At 63.2% G+C, this 18,365-nt stretch carries 16 protein-coding genes and 1 tRNA gene; 11 read left to right on the forward strand and 6 right to left on the reverse strand.

Translation table 11 applies throughout. The features are described from left to right. Window positions 1-8: 8 nt before the first annotated feature. The 4 genes from ACOOEX_RS08745 to ACOOEX_RS08760 all read right to left on the reverse strand — a co-directional run bounded on the left by ACOOEX_RS08745 (window position 9) and on the right by ACOOEX_RS08760 (window position 3,508). Window positions 9-98, reverse strand: a tRNA-Ser gene (locus ACOOEX_RS08745). Between the two features lie 92 nt (window positions 99-190). After that, window positions 191-1,138, reverse strand: a complete 948-nt coding sequence (locus ACOOEX_RS08750) for an ROK family protein (RefSeq protein ID WP_420398038.1) — start codon at window positions 1,136-1,138, stop codon at window positions 191-193. A 17-nt stretch (window positions 1,139-1,155) separates the two neighbouring features. Next, on the reverse strand, window positions 1,156-2,472 hold the full coding sequence (locus tag ACOOEX_RS08755) for a GH1 family beta-glucosidase (protein WP_420398039.1): 1,317 nt from the start codon (window positions 2,470-2,472) through the stop codon (window positions 1,156-1,158). A 4-nt stretch (window positions 2,473-2,476) separates the two neighbouring features. Beyond that, window positions 2,477-3,508 carry a LacI family DNA-binding transcriptional regulator gene (locus ACOOEX_RS08760; protein WP_420398040.1) on the reverse strand — a complete coding sequence of 344 codons (1,032 nt, stop codon included), beginning with the start codon at window positions 3,506-3,508 and terminating at the stop codon, window positions 2,477-2,479. A gap of 250 nt (window positions 3,509-3,758) precedes the next feature. On the opposite strand from ACOOEX_RS08760, the gene ACOOEX_RS08765 reads away from it, so the two are divergent. From ACOOEX_RS08765 to ACOOEX_RS08795, 7 genes are all read left to right on the forward strand, one after another. Further along, a complete protein-coding gene (locus ACOOEX_RS08765) occupies window positions 3,759-5,102 on the forward strand; it encodes an ABC transporter substrate-binding protein (RefSeq protein WP_420398041.1) in 1,344 nt (447 codons plus the stop codon). Window positions 5,103-5,171: 69 nt separating this feature from the next. Continuing rightward, window positions 5,172-6,149 carry a carbohydrate ABC transporter permease gene (locus ACOOEX_RS08770; RefSeq protein WP_420398042.1) on the forward strand — a complete coding sequence of 326 codons (978 nt, stop codon included), beginning with the start codon at window positions 5,172-5,174 and terminating at the stop codon, window positions 6,147-6,149. After that, window positions 6,149-7,372, forward strand: a complete 1,224-nt coding sequence (locus tag ACOOEX_RS08775) for a carbohydrate ABC transporter permease (protein WP_420398043.1) — start codon at window positions 6,149-6,151, stop codon at window positions 7,370-7,372. The genes ACOOEX_RS08770 and ACOOEX_RS08775 overlap by 1 nt, the downstream gene beginning before the upstream one ends. A gap of 15 nt (window positions 7,373-7,387) precedes the next feature. After that, complete coding sequence (locus tag ACOOEX_RS08780) at window positions 7,388-9,034, forward strand: alpha-glucosidase family protein (RefSeq protein ID WP_420398044.1); 1,647 nt, start codon at window positions 7,388-7,390, stop codon at window positions 9,032-9,034. Next, window positions 9,027-10,127: an ABC transporter ATP-binding protein gene (locus ACOOEX_RS08785; RefSeq protein WP_420398045.1), complete on the forward strand. Its 1,101-nt coding sequence runs from the start codon at window positions 9,027-9,029 to the stop codon at window positions 10,125-10,127. The genes ACOOEX_RS08780 and ACOOEX_RS08785 overlap by 8 nt, the downstream gene beginning before the upstream one ends. Window positions 10,128-10,241: 114 nt before the next feature. Then, window positions 10,242-10,997 (forward strand): SDR family NAD(P)-dependent oxidoreductase, encoded by a 756-nt coding sequence (locus tag ACOOEX_RS08790; RefSeq protein ID WP_420398046.1) that lies wholly within the window; start codon window positions 10,242-10,244, stop codon window positions 10,995-10,997. A 36-nt stretch (window positions 10,998-11,033) separates the two neighbouring features. Continuing rightward, complete coding sequence (locus tag ACOOEX_RS08795; RefSeq protein ID WP_420398047.1) at window positions 11,034-11,981, forward strand: 1-phosphofructokinase family hexose kinase; 948 nt, start codon at window positions 11,034-11,036, stop codon at window positions 11,979-11,981. Window positions 11,982-12,067: 86 nt separating this feature from the next. On the opposite strand, the gene ACOOEX_RS08800 is transcribed toward ACOOEX_RS08795, so the two are convergent. Then, window positions 12,068-12,628, reverse strand: a complete 561-nt coding sequence (locus tag ACOOEX_RS08800; protein ID WP_420398048.1) for a YcbK family protein — start codon at window positions 12,626-12,628, stop codon at window positions 12,068-12,070. A gap of 343 nt (window positions 12,629-12,971) precedes the next feature. Here ACOOEX_RS08800 and ACOOEX_RS08805 point away from each other — a divergent pair, with 343 nt between their 5' ends. From ACOOEX_RS08805 to ACOOEX_RS08820, 4 genes are read left to right on the forward strand one after another with little or no spacing between them, the layout of a single operon-like run. Next, entirely contained in the window at window positions 12,972-14,579 is a 1,608-nt protein-coding gene (locus ACOOEX_RS08805; RefSeq protein ID WP_420398049.1) for a L,D-transpeptidase family protein, read from the forward strand. Between the two features lie 35 nt (window positions 14,580-14,614). Then, a complete protein-coding gene (gene lpxD / locus ACOOEX_RS08810; RefSeq protein ID WP_420398050.1) occupies window positions 14,615-15,703 on the forward strand; it encodes a UDP-3-O-(3-hydroxymyristoyl)glucosamine N-acyltransferase in 1,089 nt (362 codons plus the stop codon). 36 nt (window positions 15,704-15,739) lie between these two features. Further along, window positions 15,740-16,000 (forward strand): acyl carrier protein, encoded by a 261-nt coding sequence (locus ACOOEX_RS08815; RefSeq protein WP_420398051.1) that lies wholly within the window; start codon window positions 15,740-15,742, stop codon window positions 15,998-16,000. Further along, window positions 15,997-17,208: a beta-ketoacyl-[acyl-carrier-protein] synthase family protein gene (locus ACOOEX_RS08820; protein WP_420398052.1), complete on the forward strand. Its 1,212-nt coding sequence runs from the start codon at window positions 15,997-15,999 to the stop codon at window positions 17,206-17,208. Before ACOOEX_RS08815 ends, ACOOEX_RS08820 begins: the two co-directional genes overlap by 4 nt. A gap of 78 nt (window positions 17,209-17,286) precedes the next feature. Here the strand turns inward: ACOOEX_RS08820 and ACOOEX_RS08825 are convergent, their stop codons facing one another. Next, window positions 17,287-17,946 carry an invasion associated locus B family protein gene (locus ACOOEX_RS08825; RefSeq protein ID WP_420398053.1) on the reverse strand — a complete coding sequence of 220 codons (660 nt, stop codon included), beginning with the start codon at window positions 17,944-17,946 and terminating at the stop codon, window positions 17,287-17,289. Between the last annotated feature and the right edge of the window lie 419 nt (window positions 17,947-18,365).

Here is an 18,365-nt window from a genome sequence, read left to right on the forward strand (position 1 = left end):
TGTCATTGTGGCGGAGAGACAGGGATTCGAACCCTGGAGACGGTCTCCCGCCTACACACTTTCCAGGCGTGCGCCTTCGACCACTCGGCCACCTCTCCGTGCCGGGCGGAGATAGCCCAAGGTGTGGGCAGGGTGCAAGGGGGCTTGGGGCCTTCCGGGCAAAAAAGTTGTGACTGGTTCCCAAGGGAGCTTAGCCGATGGGCAGATGACCCAGATGCGAGGCGCAGCCGGTCAGCGCCGCATAATCATCCTGCACCACAGCCACGCCGAACTGGCCCATGAAATCAGTGAACCGGCCCTTGCCGCGAAAGGCTGCTGCAAAACCGAGCGGCGCCAGCCATGGGGTAATTGCCCGGGCCATGCCGCCGATCAGGTAGATGCCGCCGAAGGGCAGGTGGATGAGCGCGAGGTCGCCCATCACGGTGCCCATCAGCTCGATGAAGAGCCGCGCGGTTTCGGTGGCCTTGGGGTCGCCCTGCGACAGGCGGGAAATGATCTCGACGCCTTCCAGATCCTCGCCATGCAGATGCCTGTGGACACGGACGAATCCGCCGCCCGACAGCGCATCCTCGACAGCGGCAAAGCCATGGCGCGGCTCCATCGCCTCAGCCAGCGCCGCTAGGGCAGGGGTGTGGCGCGGCATGGTGATATGGCCGCATTCGGATGGCGGCACGAAGCGCCCGCCGGCGGTGTCATAGACCGGCGCTGCGTTGAACCCGGTGCCGAGACCCACCACCAGCTTGGCAGCGTGACGCATGGCGTCGGGTTGGGGCAAAAGGCGGTTGAGATCCTCTTCCTCCAGATGGCCAAGCGCATGGCCCTGGGCCTGCAGGTCGTTCAGGACCGCCAGTTTGCGCGCGCCGGTGACGGCCCCCAGCCCCTCTCGGTCCACCCGCCAATCCAGGTTGGTCATCTGCCCCACACCGTCGCGCACCGGCCCGGCAATGGCCACACAGGCCCCGGTCAGGGCACCGGGCTGCATCTCCTCGATATAGCGGGCCAGATGCGTGTCCAGCCCGGTGACGCCGGCATTGGAATAGCGCCGAACCGTGTCGCGCTGCACCTCGAAGCCACGGGCCAGCGCCACGCGGGTATTGGTGCCACCGATATCGGCCACGAGCGAGATGTCACGGTGCATGGGCAGGGTCCCCTTGGTTAGCGCAAACGCTGCGCGAGGGCGTGATAGGATGCTTTGGGCGTGCGCTTCAAGCTTTCGAAGTCCACATGGACCAGTCCGAAGCGTTTTTCATAGCCAAGCGCCCATTCGTAGTTGTCCATCAGCGACCAGATGAAATAGCCACGCAGATCGACGCCCTCGGCCATGGCGTGACGACAGGCGTCCAGATGGGCGTCGATATAGGCCAGCCGTTCGGGGTCGTTCACGACGCCCTCTGTCAGCACATCCGCATTCGCCATGCCGTTTTCGGTCACGTAGATCGGCAGGTCGGGGACCAGATCGGCGGTGCGTTTGAGGAAGTGGTAGAGCCCGTCGGGGTAAATCTCCCACCCCATCTGGGTCTTGGGCAGGGGGCCGTCGAGTTCTGCCAGGGCAGGCCAGGGGCCGGGGGCAGGGGCGATGTTCTTGCGGGTGTAGTAGTTCAGGCCGATCCAGTCGAGCGGCTGGCCGATGGTGGCGAAATCCTCCTGCCAGCCGTCGGGCAGGTGCGGTTCCAGGCCTTCCAGAGCCTCGGCGGGGTAGGCCCCCTTGAAGATGCCCTCCAGAAAGAAGCGGTTGTAGTAGGCGTCGTAGGTGGCAGCGGCGCGGGCGGCCTCGGGGCTGTCATCCACCGGGTTGGCCCATTCCATGTTGAAAACGCCGCCGAGGTTCGACATGCCAAGCCCCCGCATCACCTCGATAGACCGGCCATGGGAAAGCAGCACATGATGCATGGCGCGGGCGGTGGCGCGGATATCGCGCAGGCCCGGCGCGTGATGGCCGAGGAAATGGCTCAGCCAGCCCACGCACCACGGTTCATTGATCGGGGCAGCAGACCACACGCGGTCCCCGATCCGGCCCATGATGATTTCCGTGAAATCGGCGAACCAGCCCGCGATATCCCGGTTCCGCCAGCCGCCCCGGTCGGCCAGCGGCTGCGGCAGTTCCCAGTGGTAGAGCGTCGCGGCAGGTTTCAGCCCGCGCTCCAGCAACCCGTCCACCAGCCGATCATAGAAATCGAGCCCCTCCGGGTTGGGCCTGCCCGTCCCTTCCGGCATTACCCGCGCCCAGGAGGTCGAGAACCGGTAAACATCGACATTGAGGGCTTTCAGCAGGTCGAGGTCTTCGCCCATCCTGTGATAATGGTCGCAGGCTCGCCCCCCATGTTCCGCCCGCACCACATTGCCGGGGGTGGCGGCGAAACTGTCCCAATGGGTGGGGCCTGCGCCGCCGAACGCATGTCCCTCGATCTGATAGGCGGAGGTCGCGGCCCCGAAGAGGAAGCCCTCGGGGAAATCCTGGCGTGTCCATGTCATGATGTCAGCTTTCTTGCGGGGCAGGGCCGGTGGATCGGCCAAGCATCAGTTCGGCCTCCAGAAGGTGATGGCGCGGGGTGCGGTCGGGGTCTTCGATCAGTTCCAGCAGGGTGCTGGCTGCGATCCGGCCCGCTTCGCGCACCGACGACCGTGTGGCGGTGAATATGGGCACGTCCTTGCCGTTGCCTAGATAGCTCAGTTCGTCGTCATGGGTGATGACGCTGACATCGCGGCCCATCTTCAGATCAGCTTCTTCCAGCGCGCGACGCACCCCGATGGCGGAAATCAGCGAGGACACCAGAAAGGCCGTCGGTGGATTGTCCGTGGCCAGCATCCGGCGGGCGGTGTCATAGCCGTAATGCTCGGTCATCTCGTCGCTGGCCCCGAGCGCCGGGTCAGGTGTCAGCCCGCGTTCACGCAAGGCCTTTTCATAGCCCTGACGGCGGCGAATGGCGAAATCCATGTCTTCCAGTCCGTTGACCAGGGCAATCCGGCGATGGCCCAGATCCAGCAGCAGTTCGGTCGCCCGCGAAAAGGCGCGGCGGTTGTTGACGTCGACCCAGGAATAATCGCTGTCTTCGGCTGATGCCCGGCCATGCACCACGAAGGGCAGGTCCAGATCCTGCAACAGCTTGATCCGCCGTTCATTTGCGCGGGGGCCATGGATCACGATGCCGTCAACGGTCTTTTTCTGGGCAAGGCTGCGATAGGTGGCGTCCTCGGCGTCATCGGGCACGATCGACAGGGTCATGTCGTAGCCTGCCTTGGCATAGGCCTCGCCCGCGCCGGCGATGAAGTCGGAAAAGACCGGGTTCATCATCTCGTGCCGGGTCGAGATCGGGATGACATGGCCGATCATATGGGCGCGGCCTGTGGCCAGGCTGCGGGCGCGGGTATTTGGGCGGTAGTTGTGGCGATGCGCGGCATCCTGCACCCGCTGGCGGGTGGCCTCGCTGACCTCCGGATATCCGTTCAGGGCCCGGCTGACCGTGGTCTGCGACAGGCCGAGGGATTCGGACAGTTGTTTGAGGTTCATAGCCAAGAGGTCACCCAAAGCGCTTTCAAACTTTGGGCAGTATCCCCGAAAATCCGGGGCTGTCAAAGGCGAATTCCACAAGCCACGCGTGAACTTCTGGCCCTGTGCGCCCTCTTTTTGTGCGGTTTCCACAATCCTCATTGACAGAAAACCGGGAATCGCGGATGCCTAGAGGGGTGTCAAAGCGCTTTGGAAACGTAAGTACTGCGTTCCAATCAACCGGGGCTTCGGCCCATTCTGGGAGGAAACCATGAAGAAATCGTTACTCGCCGGCGCTGCTGCGCTGGCACTCACCGCAGGTATGGCGCAGGCCGACGGGCATATGATGTTCGCGCCCGGCGATGGGGCCTTCAACTGGGACAGCTTCACCGCCTTCGCAGACGGCAATGACCTTTCCGGTCAGACACTGTCGATCACCGGTCCCTGGATCGGCCCCGACGCCGAACTGGTCGAAAGCATCCTGGCCTATTTCGAGGAAGCGACCGGCGCGACCGTGAACTATTCCGGCTCCGACAGCTTTGAGCAGGATATCGTCATCGCCACGCAAGCCGGTAGCGCGCCCAATATCGCCGTGTTCCCGCAGCCGGGTCTGGCTGCTGACATGGCCTCTCGCGGGTTGCTGACGCCGCTGGCCGACGGCACCGCCGACTGGGTCTCCGCCAACTATGCGGCAGGCGATTCCTGGGTCGATCTGGGCACCTATGCAGGCCCTGATGGGGACGAGGCGCTTTATGGCTTCTTCTACAAGGTCGACCTGAAATCGCTGGTCTGGTTCAGCCCCGAAGCCTTCGACGAGGCGGGCTATGACATCCCGACCTCGATGGAAGAGCTGATGGCTCTGACCGACCAGATCGTCGCCGATGGCGGCACACCCTGGTGCATCGGTCTGGGCTCGGGTGCGGCGACCGGCTGGCCCGCGACCGACTGGGTTGAGGACCTGCTGCTGCGCACGCAGCCTGCCGATGTCTATGATGGCTGGGTGACGAACGAGATCCCCTTCACCGATGAACGCATCGTCGGCGCGATCGAGGCTTTCGGCCATTTCGCCCGCAACGACGCTTATGTGAACGGGGGTGCCAGCGCCGTCGCCACCACCGACTTCCGCGACAGCCCTGCCGGGCTCTTCTCCTACCCGCCGGAATGCTACATGCATCGCCAGGCGTCGTTCATCCCGACCTTCTTCCCCGAAGGCGCGGATGCCGACTTCTTCTACTTCCCGTCCTATGAGGAAGGCGATCTTGGCAACCCGGTGCTTGGCGCGGGCACGCTTTGGGCGATCACCGATGACGCCCCCGCCGCCCATGTCTTCATGGAGTTCCTGCAGACCCCCATCGCGCATGAGCTGTGGATGGCGCAATCGGGTTTCCTGACTCCGCATAGCGGCGTCAACCTCGACGTGTTCCCGTCCGACGCGCAGCGCGCGATGAACGAGATCCTTCTGGGCGCGACCACCTTCCGCTTCGACGGGTCCGACCTGATGCCGGGCGAAATCGGTGCAGGTGCGTTCTGGACCGGTATGGTCGACTACACCTCGGGTGCCGATGCCGCCGATGTGGCGCAGGCGATCCAGGACCGTTGGGACTCGATGCAGTAACAGCTGCTGGTCCGGGCCGCATCCACGTGGCCCGGACCGCTTCAGACCTGAGTTCGAAAGGGGAAGGTCATGTCACCGCTTTTGCAGGGTGTGATTACTATCATCGTGGGCGTGTTCGGTTGCGTGGGCTATTTCTACGCCGCGAACCTGATCCTCGACAAAGTGATCTTCCCGGCCCGAGGCCCCCAGGCGGGTCGCAACATCAACCGCGCCACCGCCGTCCGGCCCTGGCTGTTCCTGTTTCCGGCAATTTTCGCCCTGTCGCTTTATCTGGTCTACCCGGTGATCGGCAGCCTGTGGCGCTCGATGCATAACCGGGCCGGGGATGAGTTTATCGGGCTCGACAATTACGGATTTCTGTTTGGTGACCCAGAGTTCCTACAGGCCCTTCTGAACAACGCTCTCTGGGCGCTTGTCGTGCCCGCCGCCGCGACCTTCCTTGGCCTGCTGGTGGCGCAACTGACCGACCGGCTATCCTGGGGTAATATCGCCAAGTCGCTCATTTTCATGCCGATGGCGATCTCTTTCGTGGGGGCCTCGCTGATCTGGAAATTCGTCTATGCGGGCGATCCCGATATCGGCATCATCAACGCCATGCGCGATGTCATCGGGCTCGACCCGATGGACCCGGTGCAGGTGCCGTTCTGGAACAACTTCTTCCTGATGGCGATCCTTGTCTGGATCCAGACCGGCTTTGCCATGGTAATCCTGTCTGCCGCCCTGCGCGGTATTCCCGAAGAAACGGTCGAGGCCGCGATCATTGACGGGGCGAACCCGTTTCAGCTCTTCTTCAAGATCAAGGTACCGCAGATCATGGGCACCATCGTGGTGGTCTGGACAACGATCACCATACTCGTGCTCAAGGTTTTCGACATCGTCTACACGATGACGGGCGGCAATTTCGGCACCCAGATCCTGCCAAGCTACATGATGAGCTTCATGTTCCGCGATGACGGGCGGGCGACCGCCGTGGCCGTTGTGATCATGATCGTGGTGCTTCCCGTGATGATCTGGAACATCCGCCAGGCCCAGAAGGAGATGCGCTGATGGAGAATATCGCCGGCAAAAGCTCTGGCCTGAAATGGGCCGTCAACATCTCCGTGGCGCTTCTGGTGATTGCGTGGCTGATCCCGACTGTCGGGCTCTTCGTGTCATCCTTCCGCGACCGCGACCAGATCACCGCCTCGGGCTGGTGGAACGCGCCGTTTTCGGTGGAACTGACTTACCGCACCCGCGCCAATGACGGCGAGCCGGTGCAAGAGGGCGATCTTTGGGTGGTCGAAGGCAATATCTTCGCCACCTCTGAAGTGGCCGAGGCCTTTGCCAATGGCGAGGCGTCTATCACCTCCTTTGGCGTCACCGGTCGTGAACCGACCGCTTATCCGGCCGGGACCGAGGGCGAGACCCGCGATGGTGGCACGCTGACGGTCAATGCCGATGGCAGCTACCGGTACACGACAGCGGAAACGCCCGATGACCGGGGCCTGCGCATCTATTTCGGGGCCGCCACGCCGCCCGATTTCACGATGGACAACTATCTGACCATCCTGACCGCGCAGACCACCGAGGAGCGCGAGGAAGCCTATGCCGAGGGTCAGAGTTTCTGGGAAATCCTGTCGGACGAAAACGGCGTCTTCCGCAACTTCATCAACACCTTCACGGTCACGATCCCCTCGACCGTCATCCCGATCCTGATCGCGGCCTTCGCGGCCTATGCGCTGGCCTGGATGGATTTTCCGGGGCGCGGTCTGCTGATTGCCTGCATTGTCGGCCTTCTGGTGGTGCCCCTGCAACTGGCGCTGGTGCCTTTGCTCAATCTGCACAACCAGATCGGCATCGGGCAGAGCTTTGTCGGCATCTGGCTCGCCCATACCGGGTTCGGTCTGCCGTTGGCCATCTACCTTTTGCGCAACTACATGGTCGGGCTGCCGCGCGACATCATAGAAAGCGCCAAGGTCGATGGGGCCACCGACTTCCAGATCTTCACCAAGATCATCCTGCCGCTGAGCTTCCCCGCGCTGGCCAGCTTCGCCATTTTCCAGTTCCTGTGGACATGGAATGACCTTCTGGTCGCCAAGGTTTTCCTGCCCTCCGACGACGCCTCCAAGGTCATGACCGTGCGCATTGCCGATGACCTGCTTGGCTCTCGCGGCGGGGATTGGGGCATTCTGGCGGCGGCGGCCTTCGTGTCCATCGCGGTGCCTGTCCTCGTCTTCTTCACCATGCAACGTTACCTCGTGCGCGGCCTTCTGGCTGGCTCGGTCAAATAAAGGGCATCAAGACCCATGAATCTCATGCAAGACATGACCCCGGCCCATGCGGCCTCTGTCGACAAGGACTGGTGGCGGGGGGCTGTGATCTACCAGATCTATCCGCGCAGCTTTCAGGACAGCAACGGCGACGGCATTGGCGATCTGTCGGGGATCATCCATCGGCTGGACCATATCGCGCGGCTTGGTGTTGACGCGATCTGGATTTCACCCTTCTTCCGTTCGCCGATGCTGGATTTCGGCTATGACGTCTCGGATTACCGCGATGTGGACCCGATGTTCGGCACACTCGGCGATTTTGATGCGCTGATAAAACGCGCGCATGATCTGGGTCTGAAAGTGTTGATCGACCTGGTGATCAGCCACACCTCGGATCAGCACGCCTGGTTCCAGGAAAGCCGCCAGAGCCGCGAGAATGCGCGCGCCGATTGGTATGTCTGGGCCGATGCCAAGCCCGACGGCACGCCGCCCAACAACTGGCTGTCCATATTCGGCGGCTCCGCCTGGGAATGGGACGGGGAGCGGATGCAGTATTACCTGCACAATTTCCTGTCCGAACAGCCCGACCTGAACCTGCATAACCCGGACGTGCAGGATGCCCTGCTGGATGTGGTGCGGTTCTGGCTGGAACGCGGGGTCGATGGCTTCCGCCTCGACACGATCAATTTCTACTTCCACGACAAGGAATTGCGCGACAACCCGGCTCTGGCGCCAGAGGCCCGCAATGCCACCATAGCGCCAGAGGTGAACCCCTATAACTGGCAGGATCACCTATATGACAAGAACCAGCCGGAGAACCTGGAGTTCCTGCGCCGCTTCCGTTCGGTGATGGATGAGTTCGACGCCGTCGCCGTGGGCGAGGTGGGCGACGCGCAATACGGACTGGAGATTCAGGCCGAGTACACATCGGGCGGCGACAAGGTGCAGATGTGCTATTCCTTCGAATTCTTGTCCGGGGTTTCGCCCACGGCGGAACGGGTGGGCGAGGTGCTGACCCGATACGAGGGGGCAATTGGTGACGGATGGGCCTGTTGGGCCTTTTCCAACCATGATGTCGTGCGCCATGCCAGCCGATGGGCCCTGTCGGAACCGGCGCAGCGGGCCTATGCGGCGCTGCTGCTGTCCTTGCGCGGCTCTGCCTGTCTCTATCAGGGCGAGGAACTGGGCCTGACCGAGGCCTATGTGCCTTTCGAGCATCTGCAAGACCCCTATGGCATCCGCTTCTGGCCCAAGTTCAAGGGCCGCGACGGGTGCCGCACGCCGATGCCTTGGGTCACTGACAATGCCAATGGCGGGTTCTCGGAAGGCAAGCCGTGGCTGCCGGTCGCGGTCGAGCACCTGTCCCATTCCGTGTCCGCGCAGGAGGGCAAGGCCGACAGTATTCTGGCTTTCTACCGCCGTATGATCCGGTTCCGCACATCCGAGCCGGCCTTGGCAAAGGGTGACTTCACCCTGCTGACAGCAGCGGATGGCATCCTGTCCTTCACCCGCCAGCACGCGGGCCGCACGGTCCTGTGCATGTTCAACCTGTCGGACAGCCCGCGGGATATCGACTTGCCCGATGGCGATTGGACCCCGCTCGCAGCGCCCTTCGATGGCACCCTTCAGACCCTCGGGCCCTGGCAGGCCCTTTATGCAGCACAGGAGAGCTCCGATGGCTGATCTCGTTCTCAAGGACGTCGTCAAATCCTATGGCGATGTGAATGTCCTCAATGACATCAATCTCGATATCAAGACAGGCGAACTGATCGTCTTCGTCGGTCCCTCGGGCTGCGGAAAATCCACGCTGCTGCGGATGATTGCGGGGCTGGAAAAGATCACCGACGGCACCCTGTCGATTGATGGAGAGCCGATGAACGACGTGCCGCCCGCGCAGCGCGGCATTGCGATGGTGTTCCAGTCCTATGCGCTCTACCCGCATATGACGGTGCGCGAGAATATGGCCTTTGCCTTGCGCATTGCGGGCAAATCGAAGGACGAGATCGACAGCGCCGTCAACGCCGCCGCCGACAAGCTGCAACTGACGGATTATCTGGACCGGCTGCCCAAGGCTCTGTCTGGCGGGCAGCGGCAGCGGGTGGCCATCGGGCGGGCCATCGTGCGTGACCCGAAAGTGTATCTTTTCGATGAACCGCTCTCGAATCTCGACGCGGCGCTTCGCGTGGCCACCCGGATCGAGATCGCGCAGCTGAAGGAGCAGATGCCCGACTCGACCATGATCTACGTGACCCATGACCAGGTGGAGGCGATGACGCTGGCCAGCCGCATCGTGGTTCTGGCCAATAAAGGTATTGCCCAAGTGGGCAGCCCGCTGGAGCTTTATGAACGGCCCCGGTCGACCTTCGTGGCACAGTTCATCGGCAGCCCGGCAATGAACCTGCTGGCAGGCAAGATCGTCGGCACCGGAGAGGTCACCACGCTGGAGCTGGCAGACGGGGCAGGGCGCATCACCTCGAACTATCCGTCGACCGAGGCCGATATGGGCGCCGAGGTCGAGGTCGGCATCCGGCCCGAGGACATGGTGCCCACGGATGGCCCGGATTACGCCTTTGCCGGCACCGTCGATATCACCGAGGCCCTTGGCGAGGTGACACAGCTCTACTTCACCACCCCGAGCGCTTCTGAGGACACCGACACGGTCATCGCCAAGCTGCAAGGCATCCATCGGGGTCTGCGCGGCCAGCAAGTGACCCTGACCGCCGCGCCCGACAAGGTGCATGTGTTCAAGGACGGTGTGTCGCTGCACTACCGTTAAACCGGTTCCTCCCGCGCCCGGCACGGCGCGACAGAAACGACGTTGCGTCTTGATTGACGCGGCGTCGTTTCCTTTCGTAATTGAACGCGTGTTCAGTTCAGCAGGGAGGCAGCCATGGACATCGCAACCGCACAGGTGATCGTGACTGGCGGGGCCAGCGGGCTCGGGGCCGCGACGGCGACGTATCTGGCCGGGGCAGGGGCATCGGTCACGGTGTTTGACCGCGATGCAACCAAGGGGGCCGAAATGGCCACCGCGCCCGGCATCAGGTTCGCCGAGGTCGATGTGACCAGAGAAGACAGCGTTGCGGCAGGCGTGGCCCACGCGGTCGCGCAGATGGGCGGCATCACCGCCGTGGTGAACTGCGCGGGCATCGTGACAGGCGCCAAGACCGTGGGCTCAAAAGGCCCATTCCCGCTCGACGCTTTCCAGCGCACCATCGACATCAACCTTGTGGGCGCTTTCAACGTCGCACGGCTCGCGGCGGTTGAGATGTCGAAGAATGCGCCCAATGAAGACGGTGAACGCGGTGTGATCGTCAACACCGCCTCGATCGCCGCCTTTGATGGCCAGAAAGGGCAGGCGGCCTATTCGGCGTCCAAGGCGGGTGTGGCGGGTCTGTCCCTGCCCATGGCCCGCGATATGGGCGCGATCGGTATTCGTGTGAACGCGATTGCGCCGGGTCTGTTCCTGACGCCGATGCTGGAAAGCCTTGGGCCCGAGATGATGGCAGAGCTCGCCAGCGACGTCATCTTCCCGCGCCGCCTGGGGAACCCGCAGGAGTTCGCACGGCTGGCCCGGTTCATGATCGAGATGCCGTATCTCAATGGTGAAACCATCCGTCTCGACGGGGCGCTGCGCCTGCCATAGGGTCTGGGGGTAGCCACCCTTGCGGACCTTTCTGGAATGACCCCAGTTCTGACCATCACCCTGAACCCGGCCGTGGACCTCGATACCTCCACCGCCGAGGTGCGCCCCGGCCCCAAGCTGCGCTGTTCCACGCCGAGGCTCGATCCCGGCGGCGGCGGCCTCAACGTCTCGCGCGCCATGGCGGAACTGGGAGGCGAAAGCCTGGCGCTTGTGGCTGCGGGCGGTGGCATGGGTGTGGTTCTGGCCAAGCTGCTGGCTTCCACCGGTCTGCCGGTTCGCATCATTGAGGCCCCGGGTGAAACCCGCCAGAGCGTTGCGGTGATCGAAGACGAAACCGGCAAGCAGTTCCGGTTCATCTTCCCGGGACCGCAATGGTCCGAGAATGATATCGCGAAAGCCGAGTCCGAGATCGCCGAGGTGATTCCCGAGGGTGGTCTGGTGGTGTTGTCCGGCAGCCACCCACCGGGATTTCCCGACGATTTCCCCGCCCGTCTGGTGGCGATGTGTTCAAAGTTTCGGGCGCGGCTGATCCTTGACACGTCCGGCGCCGCGCTTCGGGCGTTGCAGGCGGGGCGCATTGCAGGGCTGGAGGTGCTGAGACTGGATCATGAAGAGGCAGAGGAGCTAGCGGCGCGGGCCTTGCCGACCGCGCGGGACAGCGCCGATTTCGCGCAATCGCTGGTGCGGGGCGGGGTGGCGCGGGTCGTGGTGCTGGCGCGTGGGGCGGATGGTTCCATCCTCGCGATGGATCGGGACCGCTGGCTGTCCCATGCCGCCGATGTGCCGGTGCGCTCCAAGACCGGCGCGGGCGACAGTTTCGTTGCGGGCTTCACGCTGGCCCTGTCCCAGGGCGCGGCTTTACCGGACTGTCTGCAACGGGGCATGGCGGCGGCAAGTGCCGCGGTGATGACCGAAGCGACGCGCCTGTGCGAACGCGCCGATGCGGAACGGCTGCTCGCGGATTGTCCGGTCGAGCGGATCTGACAAGAAAAAACCGGCCCTGATGGCCGGCTCTTTCCTGTCCCTCAGGATCGTATGGCCACCCCTTGGGCGACGTGGCCGCAAACCTGTCAGCCGCCCCAGCGGCGCACCGGGCCGCAATCCATATGGGTGAAGTTGGACCCCGAATACCGCCCGACACCGCCGGCACTGCAGGATTCCGCCGCCGCCGCCACCTGGCGGACCGAGCGGCCTTCCAGCCGCAGATCGGCGGCCTGGCCTTGCATATGCAGCGAATTGCGCGCTACGCCGGATAACCGGGCGCGCAGCATGGCATTGGTGGAGGGTGACCGGTATCCCGACAGCAACAGATAGGGCTGTGGCGTTTCCAGAAGGTTATGCGTAGCGGCCATGATGTCCAGCGTGCGCGGATCGATATCGTGCGCTTCGTCCACGCGCCAGTCGCGCATGAAATAGGCGATTTCTTCAATGGCGGGCCGGATGTAGTCACCATCGATCCAGTACACCATGTCGAGTGTTTCACCGGTCCGTGCGGAATACATGCGTAGTTTGCGGTAGTCGCCGCCGCCGCGCAGGATTCCAAATGCATTTGCCGCATAGGGGGCTGCAGCAACCGTTGTGGCCGCAAATACCCCGAGCAGCGACCGCCGCGTCATCGTCGGATTCGTCATAAGATTTGCCCCGTCCTTCTGCCCGTTCCGTCCAGTGCCACGTTTGCGTGACTTGTTACATGTCCATCCCCAGCTGTGCGTTTTATGACACAATTGAAACTTTCTTGAAAGTCTCAAACCGAGGCCTTCCGACCCTGCGCTGGCCTGTCGGCAGAAATCCGCCAAAAAGGCGTTGTTTCCGGGGGTTTTGGCCGATTCTTCGGCAGGCGTTGCATCGGGGACACTCAGCATTTGATATCTAACTATCAGCAACGTCTTTCGAAATTGTGAATGGACTCTCCCTATTATGCTGGGTCATCTAAACCTCACACACCCGTGATCCGTGCGCGCAACAGGTGATCTTATGACCAAAAAGACCTTTCTTCCTTCGATGCTGCCTGTTCTGGCAGTGATCCTGACACTTTCCGTGCTGCTGCCTGCGCCTGCGTCGGCGCTGGTGACGGCCTTCCGCCAGGCGATCGCCGAAGGCGTGGCCGAGCACGAGGATATGGCCGAATTCTACCGAGAGCGGGCGTTTGAGCCGATCTGGACCGGTGCTGAAGACGCCGCGCGCCGCAACGCTCTGCTGATGGCGTTGGAAGGGGCCGCCAATCACGGGCTGCCCGCTGGTCGCTACGACCCGGACGCGTTGCGCGCTGCCTTCATGGATGCAGACAACCCCTACAGCCGGGGTCAGGCAGAGATCATGGCGTCCGCCATGTTCCTGCGCTACGCCCATGACGTGCAGTCGGGCATTCTCGATCCCGGCGAGGTCGTGCGCGAGATCCATCGCGACCTGCCGCGCCGCGACCCGACGGACCTGTTGCAATCCCTCGTCGATGCCGACCCCTACGAGGTGATGCGCGCCTTGCCGCCCGCGCACCCGGAATACCTGCGCCTTCAGCGGGAATTACTGCGTCTGACCCGCATGGCCAATGAGGGCGGATGGGGGGCGTCCGTCTATGGCGGTCGTCTGGAACTGGGCGACCGTGGTCAATCCGTGGTGCAGCTGCGCGACCGGCTGATCCGCATGGGCTATATGGAACGGTCTGCTACCGCCGTGTTCGACGCGGACATGGAGGCTGCCGTTCAGCGCTTCCAGTCCGCGCATGGGCTGCTTGCAGACGGCGTTGCCGGCTCTTCGACCATTGAAGAGGTGAATATCGGGCTGGATACCCGCCTGCGTCAGGTGATCCTGGCGATGGAACGCCAGCGCTGGTTGAACTGGGAAGACCCGGAGCGCGGCAGCCGTCATGTTCTGGTGAACATCCCCGATTATCATGCCTATGTGATCGACAATGAGGAAGTCACCTTCGAGACCCGAGTTGTCGTTGGCGCGACCCCGTCGAACCGGGTGACGCCAGAGTTTTCCGACACGATGGAGCATATGGTGATCAACCCGAGCTGGTATGTGCCGCGCTCGATCACCATCGGGGAATACCTGCCGCAGATGCAGGCCAACCCTGCCGCCGCCGGGCATCTGGACCTGCTGCAGGGTGGTCGCCAGGTCAGCCGCGCGGGCATTGACTTCAGCCAGTACACCGCCTCGACCTTCCCCTTTGACCTGCGTCAGGGGCCGGGGCCGAGCAATGCGCTTGGCCGGGTGAAGTTCATGTTCCCGAACCGGCACAACATCTATCTGCACGACACGCCTTCGCGGAACCTCTTCGCCCGCGAAACCCGTGCCTACAGCCATGGCTGCGTCCGGGTTCATCGCCCGCTGGAACTGGCCTATCACCTGCTGGCCCGTCAGGAATCGCAGCCGCAGAGCTATTTCGACCGCATCCTGCATTCCGGTCAGGAAACGCAGGTTGATCTGGTTCAGCAGATCCCGGTGCATATCGTCTACTGGACGGCCTTCGTCACGCCCGAGGGCGAGCTGAACTTCCGCCGCGACATCTATGGGCGCGACCGCGCCCTGTGGAATGCGATGGAACAGGCCGGGGTGGAACTCCCGATCGTGGCCAGCTAAAGCTTTCGCAGCAACCCTTGCTGCGGAGCACGATCATGGCGCTGACCATTGGAAAGATTGCCGAGGCTCTTGGGGCCTCGGCTTTCGGCAATCTGGACCTGGAGATTGACGGCCTGTCGGAACCGGCCCTTGCTGGCCCCCGGCAACTCGCCCTTGCCATGTCGCCTGCCTATGCGGAGGGGCTGGCCGACGGGCAGGCGAAGGCTGCGGTGCTGGGTCCGGACATGGATTGGCAGGCCTACGCGCTGGAGGCAGCCATCGTCGTCCCGCGTCCGCGATATGCGCTGGCCGGTCTGACCGCCGCGCTGGACTCGGGGCCCGAGATCGCGCCGGGCATTCATCCCATGGCCGTCATCCACGAAAGCGCCAGCATCGGCATCGGTGCTGCCATCGGCCCGTTCGTCATGATCGGACGCGGCGCGGTGATCGGCGCGCGGGCCCGTATCGCCAGTCATGTCTCTGTCGCGGAACTGGCCCATATTGGCGACGATGCGTTGCTGATGCAGGGGGTGCGCGTGGGCAGCCGGGTCCATATCGGGGATCGTTTCATCGCCCATCCGGGTGCGGTGATCGGTGGTGACGGCATGTCCTTCGTGACGCCGGAGAAATCCACCGTGGAACAGGTGCGCGAATCCATGGGGCAGGCCGAGGCCGTGGATCAAAGCTGGACCCGCATTCATTCGCTCGGGTCCGTTCGCGTCGGCAATGACGTCGAGATCGGCTGCAATGCCTGTATCGACAAGGGAACCATCCGGGATACGCAGATCGGGGATGGCTGCAAGTTCGACAACCTCGTTCATGTCGCGCATAACGTGCAGGTCGGGCGCGATTGCCTCTTTGCCGCGCAGACCGGCGTGGCGGGGTCGACCACTATTGGGGACCGGGCCGTTTTCGGCGGCCAGGTCGGTGTGGCCGACAATCTGACCGTTGGCAGCGACGTGATCGCCGGCGGGGCCACCAAGATCCTGTCCAATGTGCCCGCAGGCCGCGCGGTTCTGGGCTATCCGGCGGTCAAGATGGAAACGCATGTGGAAAGCTACAAGGCGCTGCGTCGCCTGCCGCGTCTGGCCAAGACTGTCGCGGAGTTGCAGAAAGCCGTTTCAAAACTCTCGGGCAATGACTAAGTCAGCCGCAGGCGCAGTAGCAGGGATTACGAAGCCATGACGGACGTTGCAGAAAAGGTCATCGGGATCATCGCTGAACAGGCGGTTCTCGATGTCGAGGACGTAAAGCCCGAGGCAACATTGGAGGATCTGGGGATCGATTCCCTTGGCCTGGTAGAAAGCATTTTCGCCATCGAGGAAGCCTTCGATATTCAGGTTCCCTTCAATGCCAACGAACCCGACGCGGGCGATTTTGACATTTCCAGCGTTGCGGCGATCATCAAGGCGGTCGAGGGACTGGTGGCCGAGGCCGCATGAAACGGGTTGTCATTACCGGGCAGGGCACGATCAACGCCCTCGGGTCCAGTGTTGCGGCCACCAAAGCCGCCATGCGCGAGGGCCGCTGCGGGATAGGCGAGCTGGAAATGCGCGATCTTGACCGGCTGTCGGTGCGGATCGGCGGCCAGATCAAGGATTACGACCCGGAGGCGCTGTTCAACCGCCAGCAGATCTCGCTTTATGACCGGTTCACGCAGTTCACTCTGATTTCCGCGCGTGAGGCGATCGGGCAGTCGGGCCTCGTGTTCAGCGGCGAGCTTGCGGCGCGGTCCGGCGTGGTTCTGGGCACCTCTGGCGGGGGGATGCAGACGCTCGACGAGAATTACCGCTCGGTCTACGAGGACGGCAAGAACCGGGTGCACCCCTTTGTGGTGCCCAAGCTGATGAACAATGCCGCCGCCAGCCATGTGAGCATGGAGTTCAACCTCAAGGGCCCCAGTTTCACCGTCGCCACAGCCTGCGCCTCGTCCAATCACGCCATGGGGCAGGCCTTCAACATGATCCGGTGGGGAATGGCGCCTGTGATGATCACCGGCGGCTCCGAATCCATGCTGTGTTTCGGTGGCGTGAAGGCGTGGGAGGGCCTGCGCGTCATGTCGCGCGATGCCTGCCGTCCCTTCAGCGCCAACCGTAACGGCATGGTGCAGGGCGAGGGCGCGGCGGTCTTCGTCTTCGAGGAATATGAGCACGCCAGGGCGCGCGGGGCCGAGATCTTGGCCGAGGTGGTGGGCTTTGCCATGACGTCTGACGCTGCCGATATCGTGATGCCATCCAAGCAGGGCGCGGCACGGGCCATTTCAGGCGCGCTGCATGACGCACGGCTGAACCCCGAGGACGTGTGCTACATCAACGCCCACGGCACCGGCACGGCAGCCAATGACAAGGTGGAATGCGCGGCGGTGGCCGATGTGTTCGGCCATCATGCCGATGATCTGATGATTTCCTCCACCAAGTCGATGCACGGCCACCTGATCGGGGGCACCGGCGCGGTGGAGCTGCTGGCCTGCATCATGGCGCTGACCGACGGGGTGATCGCACCCACGATCAACTATGAAGAACCCGACCCGGAATGCGCGCTGGACGTGGTGCCGAACGTGGCCCGCGAGGCCGAGGTCGGCGCGGTCCTGTCCAACGCCTTCGCTTTCGGCGGTCTCAACGCGGTTCTGGCGCTGCGCAAGGCGAGCTGATCCGACATCCGACAGGGAAAGGCCCGCCACGGATTTGTCCGGGCGGGCCTTTGTCTGGTGCTGGTCGGACAGGTCCGGTTACTCGGTCGCGGCACCGTCTTCCTCTGCAGCTGCTGCAGCGGCGGCGGCGGCCTGCAACTGGGCGATCACCTCTTCATTATAGGCTTCCAGGGCCTCGAATCCGGCAGTGAAGCCGGACAGCGACAGCGTCAACGGAACGACCTGATCGGGCGCCTGAAGCGGCACAATGGCAATCCGCGCTTCGCTTCCGGCGCGGAATGCCTGCACATCGGCACCGGTCAGGCCGAGGCGGACATAGCAGCCGATCGGCTGGCAGAAGCTGAACGGATAGACCCGCGCCTGACCGCTATCCACGGCCATGCGCAACTGGCCGGTCAGCAGCGTGTCCAGGGGCGTCACGATCGTTGCTCCTGCCATCAGTTCCCCTTCGTCTGGAACATCGAACAGGTTGAACTCTGCGACGGAGTTGCCCTGTGCATCGACCAGAAGCTGGTAAAGCTGGCAGGGATCGGGTTGACCCTCTGGCGAGACAATGCAGCGCATGTCCCAGTCGCCGAAGGTCTCGCGGCTATAGGCAGAGCCGACCTCGGGCTGGCCAAGCGACAGGCCAGCCTGTTCGGCGGCCGAAGGGGTGTCGGAGTCGGTGGCTTCCTGCGCGGCCAGGGGGAAGGCAAGGCCAGCGGCCAGAAGTGCTGCGGTCAGGGAAATGGTTTTCATCAAAGCGCCTCGTCTGTCTTCGTGTGAACAGGGTGTTTGGCAAATGGCTAGCACGGGGGCGGGGCGCTGTCAGGGGCAATTTTCCGCCAAGCGCCGGTTTCCGCCAATCGGAACGCAGGTTTCCGGCATGGGGGCGGCCAAACAAAAAGGGCCCAACAACGGGGCCCTTTTCAGTATCTTTTTTCTCTCCCTGTCGGACTGGCCGACTTTCTGGCCCGAACGCTAGGACAGGTGCGCGCGGTCGTCAACAGGGTAATTTACGTTTTTGGTCCGTTTTTCGAACCATTTCGGGAACACCGCCACCGACGCGGAAAAAACCGCGCCGGGGAATGCCGGCGCGGCCAGTCAACAGGGAGGAAAACCATGGCCTCGGGGTCAACCGGCGGCAAACTTGCCGGGGCCATGACGAGGAGACTGGC

It is taken from the genome of Nioella sp., from assembly GCF_965215655.1.
Classification (GTDB): domain Bacteria; phylum Pseudomonadota; class Alphaproteobacteria; order Rhodobacterales; family Rhodobacteraceae; genus Nioella.

Coding starts and splice junctions, on each gene's coding strand:
- ACOOEX_RS08750 (WP_420398038.1), bottom strand. CDS start 1,138: ATGCACCGTGACATCTCGCTCGTGGCCGATATCGGTGGCACCAATACC.
- ACOOEX_RS08755 (WP_420398039.1), bottom strand. CDS start 2,472: ATGACATGGACACGCCAGGATTTCCCCGAGGGCTTCCTCTTCGGGGCC.
- ACOOEX_RS08760 (WP_420398040.1), bottom strand. CDS start 3,508: ATGAACCTCAAACAACTGTCCGAATCCCTCGGCCTGTCGCAGACCACG.
- ACOOEX_RS08765 (WP_420398041.1), top strand. CDS start 3,759: ATGAAGAAATCGTTACTCGCCGGCGCTGCTGCGCTGGCACTCACCGCA.
- ACOOEX_RS08770 (WP_420398042.1), top strand. CDS start 5,172: ATGTCACCGCTTTTGCAGGGTGTGATTACTATCATCGTGGGCGTGTTC.
- ACOOEX_RS08775 (WP_420398043.1), top strand. CDS start 6,149: ATGGAGAATATCGCCGGCAAAAGCTCTGGCCTGAAATGGGCCGTCAAC.
- ACOOEX_RS08780 (WP_420398044.1), top strand. CDS start 7,388: ATGAATCTCATGCAAGACATGACCCCGGCCCATGCGGCCTCTGTCGAC.
- ACOOEX_RS08785 (WP_420398045.1), top strand. CDS start 9,027: ATGGCTGATCTCGTTCTCAAGGACGTCGTCAAATCCTATGGCGATGTG.
- ACOOEX_RS08790 (WP_420398046.1), top strand. CDS start 10,242: ATGGACATCGCAACCGCACAGGTGATCGTGACTGGCGGGGCCAGCGGG.
- ACOOEX_RS08795 (WP_420398047.1), top strand. CDS start 11,034: ATGACCCCAGTTCTGACCATCACCCTGAACCCGGCCGTGGACCTCGAT.
- ACOOEX_RS08800 (WP_420398048.1), bottom strand. CDS start 12,628: ATGACGAATCCGACGATGACGCGGCGGTCGCTGCTCGGGGTATTTGCG.
- ACOOEX_RS08805 (WP_420398049.1), top strand. CDS start 12,972: ATGACCAAAAAGACCTTTCTTCCTTCGATGCTGCCTGTTCTGGCAGTG.
- lpxD (WP_420398050.1), top strand. CDS start 14,615: ATGGCGCTGACCATTGGAAAGATTGCCGAGGCTCTTGGGGCCTCGGCT.
- ACOOEX_RS08815 (WP_420398051.1), top strand. CDS start 15,740: ATGACGGACGTTGCAGAAAAGGTCATCGGGATCATCGCTGAACAGGCG.
- ACOOEX_RS08820 (WP_420398052.1), top strand. CDS start 15,997: ATGAAACGGGTTGTCATTACCGGGCAGGGCACGATCAACGCCCTCGGG.
- ACOOEX_RS08825 (WP_420398053.1), bottom strand. CDS start 17,946: ATGAAAACCATTTCCCTGACCGCAGCACTTCTGGCCGCTGGCCTTGCC.